The 15,997-nt window shown below is 66.6% G+C and carries 13 protein-coding genes; 8 read left to right on the top strand and 5 right to left on the bottom strand.

Going from position 1 to position 15,997, the window contains the following annotated elements; translation table 11 throughout:
* Positions 1-174: 174 nt before the first annotated feature.
* The gene (locus NMB40_RS18455) at positions 175-2,934 is read right to left on the bottom strand and encodes a TonB-dependent receptor (RefSeq protein WP_494359376.1); all 2,760 of its coding nucleotides are present in this window, start codon (positions 2,932-2,934) and stop codon (positions 175-177) included.
* A 274-nt stretch (positions 2,935-3,208) separates the two neighbouring features.
* Here NMB40_RS18455 and NMB40_RS18450 point away from each other — a divergent pair, with 274 nt between their 5' ends.
* Genes NMB40_RS18450 through NMB40_RS18440 form a run of 3 tightly spaced genes read left to right on the top strand, consistent with a single transcriptional unit; the run spans position 3,209 to position 5,239 of the window.
* A complete protein-coding gene (locus NMB40_RS18450) occupies positions 3,209-4,225 on the top strand; it encodes a sugar kinase (RefSeq protein ID WP_494359375.1) in 1,017 nt (338 codons plus the stop codon).
* The gene (gene eda / locus NMB40_RS18445; RefSeq protein ID WP_494359374.1) at positions 4,212-4,850 is read left to right on the top strand and encodes a bifunctional 4-hydroxy-2-oxoglutarate aldolase/2-dehydro-3-deoxy-phosphogluconate aldolase; all 639 of its coding nucleotides are present in this window, start codon (positions 4,212-4,214) and stop codon (positions 4,848-4,850) included. The genes NMB40_RS18450 and eda overlap by 14 nt, the downstream gene beginning before the upstream one ends.
* Positions 4,851-4,855: 5 nt before the next feature.
* Positions 4,856-5,239, top strand: coding sequence for a hypothetical protein (locus NMB40_RS18440; RefSeq protein WP_494359373.1), 384 nt, complete (start codon positions 4,856-4,858; stop codon positions 5,237-5,239).
* 27 nt (positions 5,240-5,266) lie between these two features.
* Here NMB40_RS18440 and ligD read toward each other — a convergent pair whose 3' ends face one another.
* The 3 genes from ligD to NMB40_RS18425 form a co-directional block, all read right to left on the bottom strand.
* On the bottom strand, positions 5,267-7,813 hold the full coding sequence (ligD, locus tag NMB40_RS18435) for a DNA ligase D (protein ID WP_494359372.1): 2,547 nt from the start codon (positions 7,811-7,813) through the stop codon (positions 5,267-5,269).
* Positions 7,814-7,819: 6 nt separating this feature from the next.
* Positions 7,820-8,785: a non-homologous end joining protein Ku gene (ku, locus tag NMB40_RS18430; RefSeq protein ID WP_494359371.1), complete on the bottom strand. Its 966-nt coding sequence runs from the start codon at positions 8,783-8,785 to the stop codon at positions 7,820-7,822.
* A gap of 99 nt (positions 8,786-8,884) precedes the next feature.
* A complete protein-coding gene (locus NMB40_RS18425; protein WP_068848077.1) occupies positions 8,885-9,283 on the bottom strand; it encodes a hypothetical protein in 399 nt (132 codons plus the stop codon).
* Between the two features lie 154 nt (positions 9,284-9,437).
* On the opposite strand from NMB40_RS18425, the gene NMB40_RS18420 reads away from it, so the two are divergent.
* Positions 9,438-9,779, top strand: coding sequence for a hypothetical protein (locus NMB40_RS18420; protein WP_494359370.1), 342 nt, complete (start codon positions 9,438-9,440; stop codon positions 9,777-9,779).
* Positions 9,780-9,877: 98 nt separating this feature from the next.
* Here the strand turns inward: NMB40_RS18420 and NMB40_RS18415 are convergent, their stop codons facing one another.
* Positions 9,878-12,019, bottom strand: a complete 2,142-nt coding sequence (locus tag NMB40_RS18415; protein ID WP_494361100.1) for a TonB-dependent receptor family protein — start codon at positions 12,017-12,019, stop codon at positions 9,878-9,880.
* Between the two features lie 144 nt (positions 12,020-12,163).
* Here NMB40_RS18415 and NMB40_RS18410 point away from each other — a divergent pair, with 144 nt between their 5' ends.
* From NMB40_RS18410 to NMB40_RS18395, 4 genes are all read left to right on the top strand, one after another.
* Entirely contained in the window at positions 12,164-13,366 is a 1,203-nt protein-coding gene (locus tag NMB40_RS18410) for an amino acid aminotransferase (protein WP_494359369.1), read from the top strand.
* A gap of 154 nt (positions 13,367-13,520) precedes the next feature.
* Positions 13,521-14,534: a class 1 fructose-bisphosphatase gene (locus NMB40_RS18405; RefSeq protein WP_448141537.1), complete on the top strand. Its 1,014-nt coding sequence runs from the start codon at positions 13,521-13,523 to the stop codon at positions 14,532-14,534.
* An 89-nt stretch (positions 14,535-14,623) separates the two neighbouring features.
* Positions 14,624-15,334 (top strand): 2OG-Fe(II) oxygenase, encoded by a 711-nt coding sequence (locus tag NMB40_RS18400; RefSeq protein WP_494359368.1) that lies wholly within the window; start codon positions 14,624-14,626, stop codon positions 15,332-15,334.
* Positions 15,335-15,654: 320 nt separating this feature from the next.
* Positions 15,655-15,975 carry a SymE family type I addiction module toxin gene (locus NMB40_RS18395; RefSeq protein WP_494359367.1) on the top strand — a complete coding sequence of 107 codons (321 nt, stop codon included), beginning with the start codon at positions 15,655-15,657 and terminating at the stop codon, positions 15,973-15,975.
* Positions 15,976-15,997 lie beyond the last annotated feature (22 nt).

Raw genomic sequence — 15,997 nt, 5'->3', positions numbered from 1 at the left:
CCCGCGGAATTCCACCCTCAACACAAAGCAGCATGTGACCTTTCCTTTCCACAGCGAGACGCCACGGCCGCAATGCCAACGCAAGGCCGTCAGAAACTAGCAAAGGGGACGCGGTGCGGCATCTTGCGCCGCAGCAGCGGCGTGGTTGCCCACGCCGCTGCCGGTTGCGATGGATCAGAACTTGTAGCGCGCGCCCAGCATGAACTGCCGGCCGGTTTCGGTGTACTGCAGCGGCAGGCGACCGGTGGCCGGCGAGTACACCCACTCGTCGCTGGCTTCGTTGGTCAGGTTCATGCCTTCCAGGCTCAGCTCCAGCTTGTCGCTGATCGCGTAGCGGATCGAGGCATCGATGAAAGTGGTGCCGGTCATGCCGTGGGTACCGTCCACGTTGAAGCCTGCTTCGGTGCCGGGCACCTGGGTCAGGTAATCGTCGCGGTTGGTGGCCGACACACGGCCGGAGAACACCTTGCCTTCGTAGAACAGCGTGGCGTTCCAGCTCGACTTGGACAGGCCGGTCAGGTCGGCCTTCATCACCGGCTGGCCGCTGGAGTTGATGTACTGGATCTGCGATTCCACCCAGGTGTAGTTCAACTGGATGCCCAGGTTGGACCAGTTGCCCGGCAGGAAGGTGAAGGGCTGGGTGTAGTTCGCTTCCAGACCGTGCAGCTCGCCACCGGGGGTATTGACCGGCTTGGTGTAGGTGAAGTCATCAGCCGGCGAGGCACCGGTACCGATCAGCAGCTCCGCAGGCAGCCCGCTGGCGCTGTACGGCGCCACTTCGCGGGTGGTCTGCACGAAGCTTTCGATGTCCTTGTAGAACAGGCCGATACCGGCCATGGCACCTTCGCTGAAGTACCACTCGAAGCCCAGGTCCACGTTGGTGGCGCGGATCGGGTCCAGGTTCGGGTTGCCGCTGGAGATGGTGCGTGCACCGCCGGCCACGGCCACCGTGGCACCCGGGGTCAGGCTGCCCAGGCCCGGGCGGCTCATCACCTTGGCCGCACCCAGGCGGATCAGGAAGTCCGGCGCCACTTCGGCCACCACGTTGAACGAGGGCAGGGTGTCGTCGTAGCTGCGGTCCACCGTGGTGGATACCGTACCGGTGGCCAGCGTGGAAAGACCCGTGGAGCTCTGCTTGGTCTTTACATAGCGCACGCCGAAGTTGCCGGAGAACGGAATGCTGCCCAGGTCGGTGGAGAACTCGCCCATCAGGTAGCCGCCGCGGTCTTCTTCATCCACGCTGCGCACGTTGTTGGCGCGCGGGGCGACGGCGAAGATGCCGGAGTTGCTGTAGATGTCGAACTGGTCGGCAATGGCGTCCAGGTTCGGCACCACCCACTGGTCAGGCGTACCGGTGATGCCCTTCAGGCCGGCCTGCTGGGTCATGTCCACCGGCACGATCTTGGTGCCGTTGGGGAAGTTGGGCACGGCCAGTTCGCTGGCGCGGCGCAGTTCCACGGTGCTGAAGGTGTAGTTCTTGGCCAGGATGCCGCCCTTCAGGCGGAAACCGGGGCTGATGTTCCAGTTGAAATCGACCTGGCCGGTGTCGAAGTCATTGTCCACGTACTGCGGACGCAGGCGGATTTCCGCCAGTTCCCAGCCGGCCGGGTTGGTCGGGTCGATGCCGTAGTTCAGCTTGGGGAACCGGCTGTTGCCCCGGTAATCGTAGCTGTAACCATCGACATCGTACTTGTCCATGATGATGGTGGTCTGGATCGGGTTCTCGTGCTTGGAGCGCGAGATGCCGACCTTGCCGGACAAGGTGAAGTCATCACCGAAACGGTGCTGGCCGTTCAGGGCGATCTGCTTGAACTCGGTGCTCCACTCGTCGTGGCGGTTTTCGGTGCGGATATCGACGTTGTCGAATTCACCGTAGACCAGCGCATTGTTCTCGATCACCCCGTCCTTGACGATCATGTTCGGCTTGCCAACCAGGCGCGGGGTGCTGCTGGTGCCGCGGCTGAAGGAAATGGCTTCGATGTAGTGCTCGTCGCGCTCGGCGTCGATCTTCGAATACAGGGCGTCCAGCGAGATTTCAGTGGCGTCGGTGGGCTTCCACTGCAGGGTGCCGGTCACGCCCAGGCGCTTCTGTTCGTGTTCCATCTGCACGTAGCGCGGAAAGCGCGGGTGGTAGACGTTGGCCGAACGCGCGGCGGTGAACGGCGAAGACGCGCTGAAGTTGCCGTTGCTCGGGCCGTTGGCCCAGCGGCCGGTGTTGGAGCCTTCTTCCAGCGCCTGGCGCTCGGAGTAGGCCACCGACAACAGGCCGCCGAAGGTGCCGTCGGCCCAGGTGTTGGAGATCAGTGCGGCCAGGCGCGGGTCGGCCTTCTGGGCCATGGCGTTGTAGCTGGCCTGGCCGCTGGCGGCGAAGGTGTAGCCGTCGTAGTCGAACGGACGCGCGGTGCGCAGGTCGACCGTGGCGCCCAGCGAACCTTCTTCCACGTCGGCCGATGCGGTCTTGCGCACGATCAGCTGCGAGAACAGGTCCGAGGCGAACACGTTGAAGTCGAAGCCACGGCCGCGATTGGTGCCGCCGCTCTGGTCGCCGGCGCCCACCGTGGTCAGCGCTTCCATCCCGTTGATGCGCACGCGGGTGAAATCCGGGCCCAGGCCGCGCACCGAGATGTTGCGGCCTTCGCCGGCTTCGCGGGTGATGACCACGCCGGGCACGCGCTGCAGCGACTCGGCCAGGTTCAGGTCGGGGAACTTGCCGATATCCTCGGCAACGATGGCGTCGACCACGCCCGATTCGCTGCGCTTGATGTCCAGCGCCTTCTCGACGCTGGCGCGGTAGCCGGTGACGGTGACGGTATCCAGGTCGGTGGCCGCGGTCGGGGCCGGATCCTGCGCCAGGGTGGTACCGCTCAGCGCCAGGCCGATGGACAGGGCGAGCAAGGTAACCGGTGTCTTTTTATGGATGTTTCGATATTGCATGTTTTCCCTCTCCCAAGGTGCTACATGAAACAGCTATCCGGCGACATGTCAGTGCAATGACACCGCTGGTCAGGGCGGACGTTAACAGTCCGTTGGGGATCGGGCATCTTGCACCGCAACAGACTTTCAATGTCCCGCAGACGCTTGCGGGACATAGGTTCCGACAAACCGGGCGGGTGGACGAAGGCCGCCGCACCGCTAGAATGACACCGCTAGCCATTACTGTCCGGGCCCTGACCCGCAGGTCATGCCCACCACGAAGGGATCCATCGCCATGAGTCGTGTTGTCTGTTTCGGGGAGTTGTTGCTGCGCATGAGCGCGCCGGGCCGTGAGCTGCTGCTGCAGACGCCGCAGCTGGCGGTGCATGCTGGCGGCGCGGAGGCCAACGTGGGCGTGTCGCTGGCCCACTTCGGGCACACGGTGCAGATGGTCAGCACGCTGCCAGCCAACCCGCTGGGCCAGTTCGTAGCCGGGGAACTGCGCAAGCATGGGGTGGACACCTCCGCTGTGCAGACCCGCCCCGGCCGCATGGGACTGTACTTCCTCACCACCGGGGCAGTGCAGCGCGCCAGCGAAGTGGTCTACGACCGCGTGGACTCGGCATTCGCGCAGGGCACGGCGGCCGACTATGACTGGGATGCGCTGCTGCGCGGCGCGCAGTGGCTGCACCTGTCCGGGGTGAGCCCGGCGCTGAACCCGGCGATGGCCGAGGCCACCCTGGCGGCGGCGCGCGCGGCGTGCGAGCGCGGGGTCAAGGTCTCCTTCGATGGCAACTTCCGCCCCTCGCTGTGGGCGCGCTGGGAAGGGGATGCACCGCGCATCCTGCGCGAGCTGTTCGGCTGCGCCACCGTGGCCTTCGCCGACTACCGCGATATCGGCGTGGTGCTGGGCGGGCAGTTCGAGCAGCCGGAGCTGGCCGACCGCGTCGACGCCGCCGCCGCGCAGGCCTTCGCCGCCTTCCCGCGCCTGCAGTGGATGGCCTGCACGCAGCGGGCACCGGTCAGCGTGGATCACCACCGGCTGGGGGCGATGCTGTTGGGCCGCGATGGCACCCGCGCGGTGGCGCCTATCCGCGAGATGATCGGCATCGTCGACCGCATCGGCGGCGGCGATGCATTCGCCGCCGGCATCCTGCATGGCATGATGCAGGGCTTCGAACCGGAGCAGATCGTGCGTTTCGGCCTGGCCGCGGCCAGCCTGAAGCATTCCATCCCCGGTGATTTCAACCCCGTCAGTGAAGCTGACGTACTGGCCCTGACGGGCGAGGAGCGATTCGATGTCCGGCGCTGATCCGCGCGTACGCGCAGTCCTGAAACTGGCCCCGGTGATTCCGGTGTACACCCCTGAAAGCGTGGACGAGGCGGTGCACGTCGCCCAGGCGCTGTTCAACGGCGGGCTGCCGGTGATCGAGGTGACCCTGCGCACCGCCATTGCGATGGACGCGATCCAGGCGATGGTGGAAGCCGTGCCGGATGCAGTGGTGGGTGCGGGCACCGTGCTGACCGCCGCGCAGATGGAACGGGTGAAGGCCGTGGGGGGGCGCTTCGCGGTGGCACCCGGTGCAACCGAACGCTTGTACGCCGCCGCGCGCGATACCGATCTGCCGTTCCTGCCGGGCGTGGCTACGTCTTCCGAGCTGATGCTGGGGCTGGAGCACGGGCTGGATACGTTCAAGTTCTTCCCGGCCGTGCAGGCCGGTGGCACGGCGATGCTGTCGGCGTGGAACGGCCCGTTCGGCGATGTGCGGTTCTGCCCGACCGGCGGGATCAGCGCGCAGACCGCGCGCGATTTCCTGCACCTGCCCAATGTGCTGTGCGTGGGCGGTTCGTGGTTGACCACTCGGGCGCTGCTGCAGGCGCGTGATTGGGCGGGGATCGAGGAACTGGCCCGGGCTTCGGCGGCGCTGGTGGGGTGAGTTCGATGTCCGCACTGTCCACCACCAAGACCGTCGTGCTCTCGGTGCTCTGCGTCGTCGTGGCGCTGTTCGTGCTGGGCATGGTGAGCGGTGCCGGCGGATGGATCGCGCCCTGGCTGGGGTTGGGCGAGGGCGAGGTGCGGCTGGCGTGGGACCTGGGCTGGACGATCATGGGTGGCGTTGCCGCTACGGCGTTCGCTGCTCGCTATGCGCCGATGTGGCCGTACGTACATGGCGGGGTGGTGTGGGTATTGATTGCCGCCGCGTCGGTGTATGCCGCGTGGGATCTGGGCAGCGATTACCCGTTCTGGTTCGTGGTGACGTTGTTGGTGTCGTTGCCGGTGCAGGCGGCAGGGGTGTGGTTGGGGGCGCGGTATCGGCCTCGGTGAGGCCCCGCTGACACGCATGGCGTGTCGCTACGAGGTTGGCAGCGTCTGCTTGATCTGGTCGATGCCCGCCCATGGATCCTGTTTCAACTTTTGGGCGCGCTGCAACGCTTTGGGCAGGGAAAATGCGTCGGCGGCGGTTACACGCCCCAGCTCTTCCCAGCGCAGCGGCACTGCCACGCCGGCTGATGGCCTGGCACGCAGCGACCACGAACACACGCTTGTGGCGCCGCGCGCATTGCGCAGCCAATCAATGAAGATGACGCCGTTGCGCTTGGCCTTGCTCATGGTGGCGACGTAGCGGTCGGGTGCGTGCTCGGCCATCGCCTGGGCGAACGACTCGCAGAAGTCCTTCGCCTGCGCCCAATCCGCCTTCGGCTTCAGCGGCACCACCACGTGCAGGCCCTTGCCACCGGACAGGCGCACGAAGCTTTCCAGCCCGATCTCCTGCAGGCGGTCGCGCACATCGCGTGCTGCGGCTTTGATTGCCGCCCAGGTCACGCCCTCACCGGGATCCAGGTCGAACACCAGCCGGTCCGGATGCTCGGGGTCGTCCACGCTGGCACCCCATGGGTGCAGCTCCAGGGTGTTCATCTGCACCAGCTGCAGCAGGCCTTCGGCGTCTTCGATGTAGAGGTAGTCCTCGCGGCCGCTCTTCTGCTCCAGCGGGATGGCTTCCACCGCGTCGCCCAACCCGGTGCCGTGGTGCTTCTGGAAGAAGCACTGTTTATCGACGCCATCGGGGCAGCGCAGCAGTGACAGCGGCCGTCGGGCGACCTCGGGCAGGATCCAGCGCGCCATCTGGCGGTAGTAGTCGGCGACATCACCCTTGGTGAGTCTGGCCTTGGCGAACACCACGCGTTCGGGGTGGGAGATGTTCACGCCGTCGGCTTCCTGAGCGGACGCTTTCGCCTTTGCAGGTGCCTTCGTCGCCTTCGCTGCCTTGGCAGGTACCGCACTGGCCGCCGCGCCCAGGTCGTTGGCCGTCTTGTCCCCGCGCAGGCGCTTGAAGCTGGCCTGGCGCAGCAACCCTTCCTTGGCCCAGCCACGGAACGCGACCTCCGCCACCAGCGTGGGTTTGACCCAATGCACGCTGCTCGCCTTGAACGGCACGTGCGGGGGCAGTTCAACGGCGGCCTTGTCGGTATCCAATGCCTTCAGCTGGCGGTGCATCGCAGCCAGCTTGGCATCATCGAAGCCGGTCCCCACCCGACCCACGTAACGTAGGCCTCCCTTATCCGGAGTGGCCATCAGCAGCGAGCCGAAGCCGCTGCGTGAGCCCTTGGGGTCGGTGTAGCCCACCACCAGGAACTCATCGGTGTTCTCGTGCTTCACCTTCACCCAGCTGGGCGAGCGCGCGTTGACGTAAGGCGCATGCACCCGCTTGCTGATGATGCCTTCGAAGCCCGCCTTGCCGCTGGCTTCGAACACCGCCGGGCCGTGATCGAGCACGTGGTCGCTGTATGCCAGCGTGCCAGGCGTATCACCCAGCAGTTCCTTCAGCAGTGACTTGCGCCCCAGCAGCGGCGCACGGCTGATATCGACACCGGCCACGCCGGGCATGTCGAACACCACGTAGCGCAACGGCTGTTTGGCGGTGCCGTCGATGACTTTCTGCAGGCCGGTGAAATCGCTGCGGCCCTGCGCGTCCAACACCACCAGCTCGCCATCCAGGCGCAGGTCGGTGACCGGCAGCGCTTCGATGGCCTGCACGACTTCGGGGAAGTCGTCGGTCCAGTTCAGGCCATTGCGCGAGCGCAGCGCCACCACGCCATCGCGGACATCAGCAAGCAGGCGGTAACCATCCCATTTGATCTCGTGCAGCCAGGCCTCGCCGTCGGGTGCACTGTCGCGGTGGTCCGTGAGCTGGGGTTTGAAGTCGTGGGGGTAAGGCTTGTCGCGGGCATGCTCCAGCGACAGCGCGCGCTTTGCCCAGCGCGCGTCGGCATTGCGGCGCGCCACGCGCTTGGTCGTCCTGGACGTCCTGGTCGAGCTGGTCTTTTTGATCGTGGTGGACGTGGTTTTCTTTACGGTCTTCGTCGATGTTCGCTTGGGGGGCACGACTTCCTCCAGCAGCGCATCCGCATCGGAATCGCACGCTTCTTCGTCATCACGCTTGATCAGCAGCCACTGATGCTGCTTCCCCTTCATGTTGGTGCGCACCAGCTTCCAGCCGCCCTTGAGCCTGCTCCCATGCAGAACGAAGTCCACTTTCCCGGCGGCGATCGCCTCCAGCGGGTCGCCATCGCACGCCCAGGTGCCGTGGTCGTACACATCCACATGGCCGGCGCCGTAGTGGCCTTCGGGGATGTCGCCCTCGAACGTGGCGTAGGACAGCGGGTGGTCCTCTACTTCCACCGCCAGCCGCTTCTCACCTACGCGCAGCGAGGGTCCCTTCGGCACCGCCCAGCTCTTCAGCACGCCATCGGCTTCCAGCCGGAAATCGTAGTGTCGCGCACTGGCGTGATGCAGCTGCACCACGAAGATGGGTCGGCGTGCGACTGCGCTCCGGCGCTCGTCGTCGGGTTCGGGTGTCTCACCGAAGCGGCGCTTGCGCCGGTACTCCTGCAACGACATGGCCGCTCACCCGGCCTTGCGCGTCGGCGCGCTCTTGGCAGCCTTCTTCGTCGCCTTGGTGGTTTTGCTGGCGGTCTTGGTTGCCTTGGTCGCCTTCTTGGCCGGGGCCGCCTTCTTCGCAGGCGCAGCCTTCTTCACCACCTTCGACACCGCCGTCTTCTTGGCCGGCGTTCGCTTCTTCGCATCCAGGCTCTTCTGCAGCAGCGACATGAAGTCCACCACGTTGGTAGTGGCGTCATGCGGCGCGGCCGGTTCGTCTTCCACCGTGGTGGTGCCGCCCTTCTGCTTGATGCGCTTGGTCAGCACCGCCTGCAGGCGTTCGCGGAATTCATCGTGGTAGTCATCCGGCTTCCACTCGCCGGACATGGACTCGATCAGCTGCTCGGCCATCGCCGTTTCCTTGCTGCTGATCCGATAGTCGGACAGCGAGCCGGTGGGCAGCTTGTGTTCTTCCGGGTCCACCAGCTCCTGCGGGTAACGCAGGATCAACAGCACCAGCGCATGTTCGTGCGGCATTACCGCGCACAGGTATTCGCGCGTGCGTACCACCACGCGCGCAATGCCCACCTTGCCGGTACTGCGCAGGGTTTCGCGCAGCAGCACGTAGCCCTTCTCGGCCTTTTTGCCCGGTACCAGCAGGTAGGGCTTTTCGAAGTAGCGCGGGTCGATCTGGCTGGCATCGACGAAGCTTTCCACTTCCACCGTCTCGTGGCTTTCCGGCGCGGCCGATTTGATATCGGCCTCATCCAGCACGACATAACTGCCCTTGTCGTACTCGTAGGCCTTGACGATGTCCTTCCACGGCACTTCTTCGCCGGTATCGGCGTTGACCCGCTCGAAGCGGATCGGCTTGCGGTCGCGCGAATCGAGCATGCGGAAACTGAGGTCGGTCTTGCGCTCGCCCGACATCAGCGACACCGGCACGTTCAGCAGCCCGAATGACAGGGTTCCAGTCCAGATCGGTCGGGCCATGGCGGCGCCACTCCAGTGCAAACGGGAGGCCAGCTGTACCGCGCAGGGCGTGAAACGCCCGTGTCCGGCCCGTAAAGGCCGGCTGCACGCGCGCGGGGTTTACTGCAGCTGGCCGTGGACCGCGGCGGCCGGCATGTGGTCCAGCGCCATCCAGGCGTCTTCGACAATGGCCCGGGCCTGCTGCCAGCCCAGCCGCGATTGGCCACGCATCTGTTCCCAGTGCTCGGCCAGTTCGCCGTCGGTGTCGTCGTCGCTGCCACGCGGCCAGTCGGCGTAGTGGGTGGTCAGCGCGAAGGCGTACGCCGGGTACAGATCCTTCCAGCTTCGCCTTCCCTGACTGCGGCGGCGTTCGTAATCGCTGCGCATGTACTGCAGGTAATCCTGCGCCACGGCCTCCGGCTCTTCGGCGCGCGGACGACGGCCGCGGCGCGCGTTCCGGTCCGGCTGCAGGTAGGCATTGAACAGCGCGGGTGCGGTACGGCGATCCAGGCGGGGCATGGCACGTCTCCGGCAGGGGTGGGGGTTGGCAGGAATAGCCCCGGCGCCGTTATCCAGCCGTGACAGATCCGTTGAGATCGGCGCGCTGCGCTTCACGTCGGCCTCCCCTCGGGGGTGCGTACAGTCCAGCCACCCCTCCACGGAGACCACCACCATGCAACGCGATCCCCTGCGCGAAGCCACCGCCCCGGTGCCGGGCGAGCAGCGCGCCAAGCACGACCTGCAGAACGAAGAAGACCGGGGCGCCGGCATGTCGCCCTCCGAAGCGCCCGAGCACATGCGCACCGGCATCGACCCGGTCCACGCCAGCGAGGTACATCCCTCCCGCGACCGCAAGGATCCCGCCGCCGCGCCGCACCCGGGCGGGGAAGAGCACGAGCACCATCGCGCCGCGCGCAAGGCGCACGAGAGCGACAACCAGGACGAAGCGCTGGAAGAGACCTTCCCCGCCAGTGACCCGACATCGCCATTTGTGCCGGCCAAAATTCCGAAGTGAATGGGCCCGGTGCGCGGGCGGTCATGCACCGCGCCCGCCACGACCAACGGTCGTGACCTACCAGGTAGCGCACGACCGTTGGTCGTGCGCCGCCCCAATCATTGCCACTGCCACTGCACGCCCACGCTGTAGCGCCGGTCCGGCCCCGGCTCGAAGAAGCGCTGGTTGCCGTCGTTGACGATCACCGAGCCGATGTAACGCTGGTCCAGCACGTTGTCCACCCGCGCAAACACCCGCAACGCGCCCTGTGCGGTGGTCCACTTGCGGGCCGCTTCCAGGTTGAACAGGGCATAGCCCGGCGCCTGGTCGGTGGCGAGGTCGTTCACCACCGTATCGCTCGAAGCCACCACCTCCCCGGCCCACTGCCACGCCCCGGGCTGGTACTGCAGCCGCCCGAACCATTGCTGCTCCGGCACGCCCGGCAGCCGTGAGCCTGCCGCCACCACCGTGTTGGGGACGGCGCAGCCGGTACCCGCGCACACGAGGTACGGCTCGCGCACCGTGGCTTCCACGTAGGTGTAGGCCAGGCTGGCCTCCAGTTCGGTGGTGATCGGCACCTGCAGGCTGGCTTCCACGCCCTGACGGCGGGTCCTGCCGATGTTGCGGTAGGTACTGCGCCCGTTGGTGTTGCTGGCCACGGCCAGCTCGTCATCGGTATCGGCGCGGAACACCGCCGCATCGAAGGCCGCGCCACCCGCGCCACGCCACTTGCCGCCCAGCTCCAGGTTCCGGCTGCGCGCGGCCGACAGGTTCAGCGCCAACCCGGCCGCCCCGTCGGACCGGTAACCCAGCTCGTTGAAGGTAGGGGTTTCAAACCCGCGCCCCGCCGAGGCGTACACCCGCCAGGCATCACTGGCGTGGAACACCACCCCGGCCACCGGCGTGGTGGCCGAGTAATCGCGCGACCCGCTGTCATCCGGGTTGCGCGCGGTGATGTAGTGGTCGTTGGAGCGGAACCGCACCTCGCTGTGGCGCGCCCCCAACAGCAGCGACCAGCGCGGCGCCCACTGCCAGAACGCCTGCGCGAACTGGTCCACGTTGCGCACCCGGTCGCTCTGGTCGCGCCGCAGCGCGCCGCGCACGCCCAGCGTATCGCCCACGAAATTCTCGAAACCGCGCCGATCCTGCTGCTGTTGGTCGGCATTGGCGCCGATCACCACTTCCAGCGGCCGCCCGGCCCAGTCGCCCTGCCAGGCCCAGCGCAGGTCCAGCCCGCCGTAGCCGCCGTCCAGGTCGATCACGCCGCCGGCATGCAGCGGGTTGGCCTGCGGCCCCGGCGGAATGGCCAGGAACTGCTCCACGCTGCGCTGCCCGGCATAGCCCATCGCGCGCCAGGTCTGGGCGCCCTCGGTGCGGGTGAACACCAGCCCGGCCTGCGCCTGGCGCACCGATTTGCGGGTGTTGTACTGGGTAGCCACTGCCGTGGCCTGGCGCGGGTCCTGCCGCACCTGCTCGCGGGTGAGGCCCAGCGGGTCCTGCGCGTCTGGCGAATCGAAGTAGTTCAGCACCAGGTCCAGCTGGCCGCCGCCCACGTCGGTGCCCAGCCGCGCGTTCACCGATTCGCGGCGCGCCGCGCTGTGCTCGCGCCAGCCATCGGTGCGGAAGTGGTTGGCCGCCACGTTGTAACGCACGGGCCCCTGCTCGCCGCGCAGCTGCGCCCCGGCACTGAGCGTGCCGTCGCTGCCGCCGGCCACCCGCAGCCGCCAGGGATCGCCGGCCTGGCCGTCGGCGCTCCAGACCTGCACCACCCCGCCGGACGAGTTGCCGTACAGCGCCGAGAACGGCCCGCGCAGCACCTCCACGCGCTGGGCCGAGAGCAGGCTCGCGTGGGAAAGCTGGCCCTGCCCGTCGGGCATGGTGGCCGGCACTCCGTCCACCAGCACCCGCACCCCACGCACCCCGAAGGTGGAACGCGCGCCGAAGCCGCGGATGCTGAGCTGGGTGTCCTGGGCCAGGTTCTGGCGGTCACGCGCGACCACGCCGGGCACCCCACTCAATGCGTCAGCAATCTGGGCCAGGGTGCCGTTGGCGTCGTCATCCAGCCACACCGTGCTGAGTGAGGCCGGCAGGTCCACATCGGCCACCTGCTGGCCGCGTGCGGCCTGCACCTGAACGGTGGGCAGCCGCTTGATCGGAGCAGGGGAAACGGGGGCGGCCTGGGCCTGTGCCGGGTTCGGCAGGGCAGTGGCCGAAAGCAGCGCACAGCCGATGGCCAGCGGGGAAAAACGGAACGTGCGCAGAGGGGGTTCTCCGGAGAAAAGGGCACCGCACGACAGGGTACGGTGCCGGTCGTGACGGGAGGCGCCGCGCCCATGCCAAGGCTTTGTTACGATGAGGTAGTTTCGCGCCAACCTCCCCCATCCGTCATCCGAATGAGTACCGCCGTGTCCTTCTTTGCAAATGTGGAACTGGTCCCGGGCGACCCGATCCTGGGCCTGACCGAGGCGTACAACGCCGACAGCCGCCCCACCAAGGTCAACCTGGGCGTGGGCATCTATTACGACGAAAGCGGCCGCATTCCGCTGCTTCGCGCCGTGAAGCAGATCGAGCAGCAGCTGGCTGCCGAAGCCAAACCGCGCGGCTACCTGCCGATCGTCGGCCTGCCTGCCTACACCCAGGCCACCCGCGAACTGGTCTTCGGCAAAGAGTCGCCGCTGCTGGCCGCCGGCCGCGTGGCCACCTCGCAGACCATCGGTGGCAGCGGTGCCCTGCGCGTTGGCGCGGACCTGCTGCACCGCCTGCTGCCGCACGCCACCATCGCCATCAGCAACCCGAGCTGGGAAAACCACCGCGCGGTGTTCGGCGCCGCCGGCTTTGAAGTGGTCGAATACGCCTACTTCGACCCGACCACCCACGGCGTGGATTTCGCCGGCATGCTGGCTGACCTGGACAAGCTGCAGCCGGGCACCGTCGTGCTGCTGCACGCCTGCTGCCACAACCCCACCGGCGCCGACCTCACCGTGGCCCAGTGGAAGCAGGTGGCCGAGCTGCTGAAGGAACGCCAGCTGTTCCCGTTCATCGACATGGCCTACCAGGGCTTCGACAAGGGCATCGACGAAGATGGCGCCGCCGTGCGCATCATCGCCGAGGCCGGCATCGACAGCTTCGTGGTCGCCAACTCGTACTCCAAGTCGTTCTCGCTGTATGGCGAGCGCGTGGGCGCGTTGTCGGTGGTGGCCCCGGATGCGAACGCCGCCAAGGCCGTGCAGTCGCAGGTCAAGCGCATCATCCGCACCATCTACTCCAGCCCCTCCACCCACGGCGCGGCCCTGGTGGCCGGCGTGCTGACCAGCCCCGAGCTGCGCCAGCTGTGGGAGCAGGAGCTGACCGAGATGCGCGAGCGCATCCACGCCCTGCGCCACGGCCTGGTGGACAAGCTGGTGGCCGCCGGGGCACCGGAGTTCGCCTTCATCAACGACCAGGCCGGCATGTTCTCGTACTCCGGCCTGAGCCGTGCGCAGGTGGACCGCCTGCGCGACGAGTACGGCATCTACGCCGTCGGCACCGGCCGCATCTGCGTGGCCGCGCTGAACCAGGGCAACCTGGAGTACGTGGCCAAGGCTGTGTCGACCGTCGCCAAGGGCTGAGCCACTGCAACGATGAAATGAACAACGGCCGCCACGTGCGGCCGTTTTTCTTTTCGTGCCTGCAGGTTGAAACCGGTTACGTGTCCGGTTGCCTCGTAATGCCCTGCCGAACGGGCCACAATACGGCCCCCGAAATGTCTTTGGCAGCCATTCCATGTCCCGTACGTCGCTTACCCGGTACCTGATTGAAGAGCAGCACGCAGGCCGCATCAACGCCGACCTGCGCCAGCTCATCGCAGTGGTGGGCCGCGCCTGCACCAACATCTCCATCGCGGTCAGCAAGGGCGCGCTGGGCGGTGTGCTCGGCGACGCCGGCACCGGCAACGTCCAGGGCGAAGCGCAGAAGAAGCTCGACGTGATCAGCAACGAGATCCTGCTCGAAGCCAATGCCTGGGGCGGCCACCTCGCCGCCTGCGCCTCCGAGGAAATGGACCACTGCCAGCCCGTGCCGGATACCTACCCGCGCGGCGACTTCCTGCTGCTGTTCGATCCCCTCGATGGCAGCTCCAACATCGACGTGAACGTCTCGGTCGGCACCATCTTCTCGGTGCTGCGCAGCCCGGCGGGCACCGAACAGCCCACCGACGAGAGCTTCCTGCAGCCGGGCACCGCCCAGATCGCGGCGGGTTACTGCATCTACGGCCCCAGCACGCAGATGGTGCTCACCACCGGCCACGGCACCCATTCGTTCACCCTGGACCGTGAAACCGGCGAGTTCGTGCTCACCCAGCGCGGCATGACGATTCCCGAAGACACCCAGGAATTTGCCATCAACATGTCCAACCAGCGCCATTGGGAAGCCCCGATGCAGGGCTACGTGCAGGACCTGCTGGCCGGCAAGGAAGGCGCGCGCGGCAAGAACTTCAACATGCGCTGGATCGCCAGCATGGTGGCCGACGTGCACCGCATCCTTACCCGCGGCGGCATCTTCATCTACCCGTGGGACAAGAAGGACCCCAGCAAGGCCGGCAAGCTGCGCCTGATGTACGAAGCCAACCCCATGGGCCTGCTGGTGGAACAGGCCGGCGGCGCCGCCACCACCGGCCGCGAGCGCATCCTGGACATCCAGCCCGACCACCTGCACCAGCGCGTGCCGGTGTTCCTCGGCTCGCGCAACGAGGTAGCCGAAGCCACCCGTTACCACCGCGAGCACGACGCCCAGGGCTGACGGTCACATCACCCCGTTGCATGTGGCAACGGGGTGACACCTGCACCAACACAGGTCAACATCGGGCTCAAACGCCCACGGATGACCCCATGCAGGCCGAAACCCCGCCCGACTTCATTGAAGTAATCCACAACGCCATCCCGATTGAGACCTGTGCCGCAATTCAGGCGCAAATGCGCGCCAGCGCCCAGCTCCAACCCGGCGAAGTAGGCAGCGGTGTGTTCCCGGAACTCAAGCACAGCAAGGATCTGCGCATAAGTGGGCGCCCGGAGTGGCGCCAGGTCGAAATACAGCTGCAACAGGCAGTATTCAGCGGTGTTTTGAGTTATCTACGCCGTTATCCACAGGCGCTGATCTCCCCGCTCATGTTGCAGGTCCAAGACAACGATGGCACCACGCGCCGCCTGAAAGCCGAAGATTTTCCCGGCATGGACGACAACGCGCTGTCCGGACTGGCCCGTACGTGCCTGCGCCCGGGCGCCATCAACCTGCAGTGGTATGCGGCAGGCGAGGGTGGATACCCCTATTGGCACTGCGAGCTGTACCCGCGCGACCCGGCCGGGGAAACCCTGCACAGGCACCTGCTGTGGACGCTGTACCTCAACGACGAGTTCGAGGCGGGGGAGACCGAGTTCCTGTTCCAGGACCGGAAGGTGGCGCCGCGTACCGGGAGCCTGTTGATCGCGCCTACCGCCTTCACCCACACCCACCGAGGCAACCGCCCGCAGGGGGGGGACAAGTTCATTGCGACAAGCTGGATCCTGTTCCAGAGCGCGGAGAAGTTGTACGGGGGTGGGTGAGTTCTGTGGGCTGGTTCACACGGAAGCGCCATTCGGAATGCTGCAACGGGCTGGACGCGTCAATCAGTAGGCTGAGCCTACTGAAATCGAAAATTCAACAGAAACAATCGTTTTGTGTTCCGCAGCCGACGTCTTCATGGTGGGTGCCGGAGCTCAAAAACTCCGCATAACCGAAAATAGTGGATGCCCCATGTCGGGAGGGTGGTTAATACAAGACCCTTCACAGGGGAATACGCCCGCCGTCTGGTTATGCACGGTTTTTGACCTCCCGACGCCCTCGCCCTGACCGGCGAGGGCCATTCCCCGTTTGGAGGCAAACCATGAAGAGCGACCCGGCCCAGCCGACTGAAGACCAACGCGTCCCGCGCGAGCGGTGGATGCAGTACAGCCAGATCAACAACGTACGTGCCGTGCCGCAGATCTCCGAGCGGGACCGCGACCACTTTGGCGCCATCCCATTTGTCATGCTGCGCGGCACCTGGCTGCGCAGGTTTGGCTTTGAAGTGGGTGTCCATATCAGGATTGAAGTGGTCCACGGCCAGATCACCGTCAGGCCGCTGTGGAACGACGGCCAGGACAAAGGCCAAGGCACTGCGGCAGACAAGCCCATCACGTGGCGCGCGCAAGTGAAGGACCGCTGAGGACCGAGGCTGGGCGGGCCCC

The organism is Stenotrophomonas sp. FBCC-B152, assembly GCF_059134105.1.
This window is presented reverse-complemented; position numbering and strand designations above follow the sequence as displayed.

What these genes read in the sequence shown, in the direction of transcription:
- NMB40_RS18405 (WP_448141537.1), top strand. Translation starts at nt 13,521, where the DNA reads ATGTCCCGTACGTCGCTTACCCGGTACCTGATTGAAGAGCAGCACGCA.
- NMB40_RS18400 (WP_494359368.1), top strand. Translation starts at nt 14,624, where the DNA reads ATGCAGGCCGAAACCCCGCCCGACTTCATTGAAGTAATCCACAACGCC.
- NMB40_RS18395 (WP_494359367.1), top strand. Translation starts at nt 15,655, where the DNA reads ATGAAGAGCGACCCGGCCCAGCCGACTGAAGACCAACGCGTCCCGCGC.
- NMB40_RS18440 (WP_494359373.1), top strand. Translation starts at nt 4,856, where the DNA reads ATGTCCGCACTGTCCACCACCAAGACCGTCGTGCTCTCGGTGCTCTGC.
- NMB40_RS18450 (WP_494359375.1), top strand. Translation starts at nt 3,209, where the DNA reads ATGAGTCGTGTTGTCTGTTTCGGGGAGTTGTTGCTGCGCATGAGCGCG.
- NMB40_RS18455 (WP_494359376.1), bottom strand. Translation starts at nt 2,934, where the DNA reads ATGCAATATCGAAACATCCATAAAAAGACACCGGTTACCTTGCTCGCC.
- eda (WP_494359374.1), top strand. Translation starts at nt 4,212, where the DNA reads ATGTCCGGCGCTGATCCGCGCGTACGCGCAGTCCTGAAACTGGCCCCG.
- NMB40_RS18420 (WP_494359370.1), top strand. Translation starts at nt 9,438, where the DNA reads ATGCAACGCGATCCCCTGCGCGAAGCCACCGCCCCGGTGCCGGGCGAG.
- ku (WP_494359371.1), bottom strand. Translation starts at nt 8,785, where the DNA reads ATGGCCCGACCGATCTGGACTGGAACCCTGTCATTCGGGCTGCTGAAC.
- ligD (WP_494359372.1), bottom strand. Translation starts at nt 7,813, where the DNA reads ATGTCGTTGCAGGAGTACCGGCGCAAGCGCCGCTTCGGTGAGACACCC.
- NMB40_RS18425 (WP_068848077.1), bottom strand. Translation starts at nt 9,283, where the DNA reads ATGCCCCGCCTGGATCGCCGTACCGCACCCGCGCTGTTCAATGCCTAC.